The 3841-nt window shown below is 73.7% G+C and carries 4 protein-coding genes and 1 pseudogene; 1 reads left to right on the top strand and 4 read right to left on the bottom strand.

Translation table 11 applies throughout. From position 1 onward, the window contains the following. Positions 1-267, bottom strand: a pseudogene (locus tag ACFWUQ_RS31255) (hypothetical protein); the annotation flags it as partial. 67 nt (positions 268-334) lie between these two features. After that, the gene (locus tag ACFWUQ_RS31250) at positions 335-727 is read right to left on the bottom strand and encodes a cell division protein SepF (RefSeq protein WP_384544757.1); all 393 of its coding nucleotides are present in this window, start codon (positions 725-727) and stop codon (positions 335-337) included. A gap of 177 nt (positions 728-904) precedes the next feature. Between ACFWUQ_RS31250 and ACFWUQ_RS31245 the strand changes: the two genes are divergently transcribed. Beyond that, positions 905-1669: a DUF2470 domain-containing protein gene (locus ACFWUQ_RS31245; RefSeq protein ID WP_384544755.1), complete on the top strand. Its 765-nt coding sequence runs from the start codon at positions 905-907 to the stop codon at positions 1667-1669. A gap of 15 nt (positions 1670-1684) precedes the next feature. Here ACFWUQ_RS31245 and ACFWUQ_RS31240 read toward each other — a convergent pair whose 3' ends face one another. Beyond that, positions 1685-3016 (bottom strand): LLM class flavin-dependent oxidoreductase, encoded by a 1332-nt coding sequence (locus tag ACFWUQ_RS31240; protein ID WP_384544753.1) that lies wholly within the window; start codon positions 3014-3016, stop codon positions 1685-1687. A 49-nt stretch (positions 3017-3065) separates the two neighbouring features. Then, entirely contained in the window at positions 3066-3827 is a 762-nt protein-coding gene (locus tag ACFWUQ_RS31235; protein WP_384544759.1) for an ABC transporter permease, read from the bottom strand. Between the last annotated feature and the right edge of the window lie 14 nt (positions 3828-3841).

Here is a 3841-nt window from a genome sequence, read left to right as displayed (position 1 = left end):
CGGCGCGACCTCCTCGGCCCGTACGGGGCCCGGCGGGCGGGCCGGGGCCGCGACCGCGCCGCCGCCCGCTGCCGGACCGGGCCCGCGCTCGGGCGGAACGGCCCCTAAAACGCCGCCGGTCGGGGCGGTTCGGCCGGGATCGGGCGCGGAGGTGCCGTGCGGCAGGGCTCGGGCCGGGGCGGGGGCGTGGGTGCGACCCGGCGCCGCCGCGGGCGGGGCGGGGTCGAGCGCGGGGGCGGGGGTCGGTGCGTCGAGGGTGGCGTCCATGCGCCGGACGGTACGGGCCGCCCGGCCCCCCGCGGGCACGGCGAACCGTTCCCTCGCGGCGGTCTTCCTACGATCGGGGGACGGCCGCGGCCGCGATGCCCTCGACCTCGGTCCCGACCGGGGCCAGCAGGAAGACGTTCCGGTCGACCCGGTGCATTCCACTGCCCAGCCCGAAGACCACGCCGCTGCTGAAGTCGAGGATCCGCTTGGCCACTTCGCTGTCGGCGCCGGTGAGGTCGAGCAGGACCGGGATCTGCGCGATCAGGTACTCGGCCACCTCCCGCGCGTCCGCGAAGATCTGCACCCGGATCACGACGAAGCGCCGCTGCTCCGCCGCCGACGCGCCGGGCTTGGGGATCGTGCGGTGGTCCACCCGGGAGGGCCACTCGTTGCGGCTGCGCAGCGGCACCACCTGCGCGAGCCCCTCCCACTGTTCATCGGTGACGTCGTACCTGCTCACAGGGCCGCCTCGGCCGCGCGCTTCATGTGCATCCCCCCATCCTCTCGCGTTTCACCCGTTCAGCCCAACAGCGACACGAGCCGCGCGGACTACTCCGAGGAGCGGAGATAGGTTAGGTTAGGCATGCCTAACTTAAAGCCTGGCCCACAGCCCTCAAGGGACGATGGAGAGATCCGCATGCGCACGTCCGGTGCACCCGCCACCCCGGCCGACCGGCCCACCGCCGCCGAGCGGGTCCGCTCGATCCTGGCCGCCGCCCATTCCATGACCGTGGTCACCGACGGCCTGCGCACCGAGGTCCGCCACCTCGACGGCACCGACGTCCTGGGCGGCCTCCACCTGCACCCGGCCGACCCCGCCGCCGGCCTGCCGCCCGCCCCGCGGAGCGGGGACCGACCCGCGATCCGGCTGGAGTTCACCGACATCGCCCCCACCCCCGTGCGCGACCGGGTGCGCGCCCGCGTGACCGTCCTGGGACGCCTGCTCACCCCGTACGCGGACACCGGCGCCGACTTCGCGGCCGGGCCGGGCGCGGCGGCCGAGACCGGCCGCAGCACCTGCGTGGAGTTCGAGGAGGCCGTCCTGGAGACGGACGACGGCTTCGCGTCCGTCGGCCTGGAGGAGCTGGACGCCGCCTGCCCCGACCCCCTGGCCGGGTACGAGGCGGGCATGCTCACCCACCTCCTCGACGACCACAGCGACCTCGTCACCCTGCTGCTGCGCCTGGTCGAGCCGCTGCCCGCCACGGCCGTGGTCCGCGCGCTGCCCCTCGCCCTGGACCGGTACGGGATCACCCTGCGGCTGGAGGAGCGGCGCGGGCACCACGACGTGCGCCTGCCCTTCCCCTCCCCGCTGGACGACGTCGAGCAGTCGGGCGCGCAGATCCAGGCGCTCTTCAGCGCGGCCCGGCGGCGCTCGCACCGCAACACGCTGCCTGCCTGAACCCGGCGCGAGCGCTCAGGCGCCCGCCGTGGCGTACCGGTTGGCGGGGCGGGGCAGTCCGTAGTTCTCGCGCAGGGTGCGGCCGGCGTACTCGGTGCGGAACAGCCCGCGCCGCTGCAGGATCGGCACCACGTGGTCGACGAAGTCGGTGAGGCCGCTGGGCAGGACGGGCGCCATGATGTTGAAGCCGTCCGCGGCTCCCCGGGTGAACCACTCCTCCAGCTGGTCGGCGATCTGCTCGGGGGTACCGGCGACGACCCGGTGGCCGCGGCCGGCCCCGAGCCGGGCGATCAGTTCGCGCAGCGTGAGGCCGTCGCGCCGGGCCAGTTCGGCCACGAGCGTGAAGCGGCTCTTGTTGCCGTTGATGTCCCGCTCCTGCGGCAGTTCGGGCAGCGGACCGTCGAGGGGCAGACCGCTCAGGTCGACGCCGAGCATGCCCGACAGCTGCGCGAGGCCGTACTCCGGCACCTGGAGGTCGGTGAGCTGCTGCTCCAGGGCCTTCGCCGCCGCCTCCGTGGCGCCGATGACGGGGGCGATGCCCGGCAGCACGAGCAGGTCCCGCTCGGCCCGGCCGTACGCGCCGAGGCGGGACTTCAGGTCCTTGTAGAAGGCCTGGCCGTCGGCGAGGGTCTGCTGTGCGGTGAACACGGCCTCGGCGTACCGGGCGGCGAACTCCTTGCCGTCCTCGGAGGAGCCGGCCTGCACGAGCAGCGGGCGGCCCTGCGGGGAGCGCGGCACGTTGAGTGGGCCGGCCACGCCGAAGTACTCGCCGCGGTGGGCGGCCGGATGGAGCTTGTCGGTGTCGGCGTAGACCCCGCGCTCCTTGTCGAGGACGATCGCGTCGTCCTCCCAGCTGTCCCACAGCTTGGTGGCGACGTCCAGGAACTCGCGGGCGCGGTCGTAGCGCAGGCGGTGCTCCAGGTGCTCCTCCCGGTTGAAGTTGCGGGCCTCGTCGAGCGTGCCCGAGGTGACGATGTTCCAGCCGGCCCGGCCGCCGCTGAGGTGGTCGAGGGAGGCGAACTTGCGGGCGGTGTGGAAGGGCTCGTTGAAGGTGGTCGAGACGGTGGCGATGAGCCCGATGTGCTCGGTGACGGCGGCGATGGCCGAGAGCAGGGTGAGGGGCTCGAAGCCGCCGAGGGCGTTGTAGCGGGCCTTGCCCCACAGGGCGAGCCCGTCGGCGAAGAAGATGGAGTCGAGTCGCCCGCGTTCGGCGGTGCGGGCCAGTTCCTGGAAGTACCGCAGGTCGGTGACGCGTTCGGGGGTGCTGTCCGGGTGGCGCCACGCGGCGTCGTGGTGTCCGGCGTTCATCAGGAAGGCGTTGAGGTGGAGGGTGCGGGGAGCGGTCATGGCTGTTCCTCGGGTGTCGTACGGAGCGGGGCGCGGCGGCGGACGGGCGTCAGGCCGGTACGCGCCAGAGGCTGAGGCGGCGTTCCACCCCGACCAGCAGCTGGTTGAAGGCCACGCCGATGGCGGAGATCGTGACGATGCCCGCGTACATCTGCGGGATCGCGAAGTTGAACTGCGAGGCGTTGATCAGGTAGCCGAGTCCCGCCTTGGCGCCGATCATCTCGGCAGCCACCAGCACGAGGATGGAGACGGCGCCGGCGAGGCGGATGCCCGTGAAGACGGCCGGCACCGAGGACGGCAGGATCACCTTCTGGAAGAGCCTCGGGGTGGACAGGTCCATCGAGCGGGCCAGTTTGACGAGCGTGGGGTCGGCGTTGCTGACGGCGCTGATGGTGTTCAGCAGGATCGGCCAGACGCAGGCGTAGACCACGATCGAGATCTTCGAGGTCTCGCCGATGCCGAGCAGCAGCACGAAGACCGGCAGCAGCGCGAGGGCGGCGGTGTTGCGGAACACCTCCAGCAGCGGGCCGAGCAGCGCCGCCACCGGGCGGTACCAGCCGATGAGCAAACCGAGCGGGACGGCGACGGCGACGGCGATCCCGAAGCCGCCGAAGGAGCGGACGAGGCTGGCTCGGGCGTGCTCGCCCAGCCGGCCGTCGCCCAGCAGCTCCCACCAGGCGACGGCGACCTCGCTGAACGGCGGCAGGAAGGTGGCGTCGACCAGGCCCAGCCGCGGCGCGGCCTCCCAGACGGCGAGGAGGGCGAGGACGGCCGCCGAGCGCAGGACGGCCGCGCGCACCACCCGGAGCACCCGGGCGGCGGGCC

It is taken from the genome of Streptomyces sp. NPDC058662 (genome assembly GCF_042716255.1).
In the GTDB taxonomy this organism is placed as follows: Bacteria; Actinomycetota; Actinomycetes; order Streptomycetales; family Streptomycetaceae; genus Streptomyces.
This window is presented reverse-complemented; position numbering and strand designations above follow the sequence as displayed.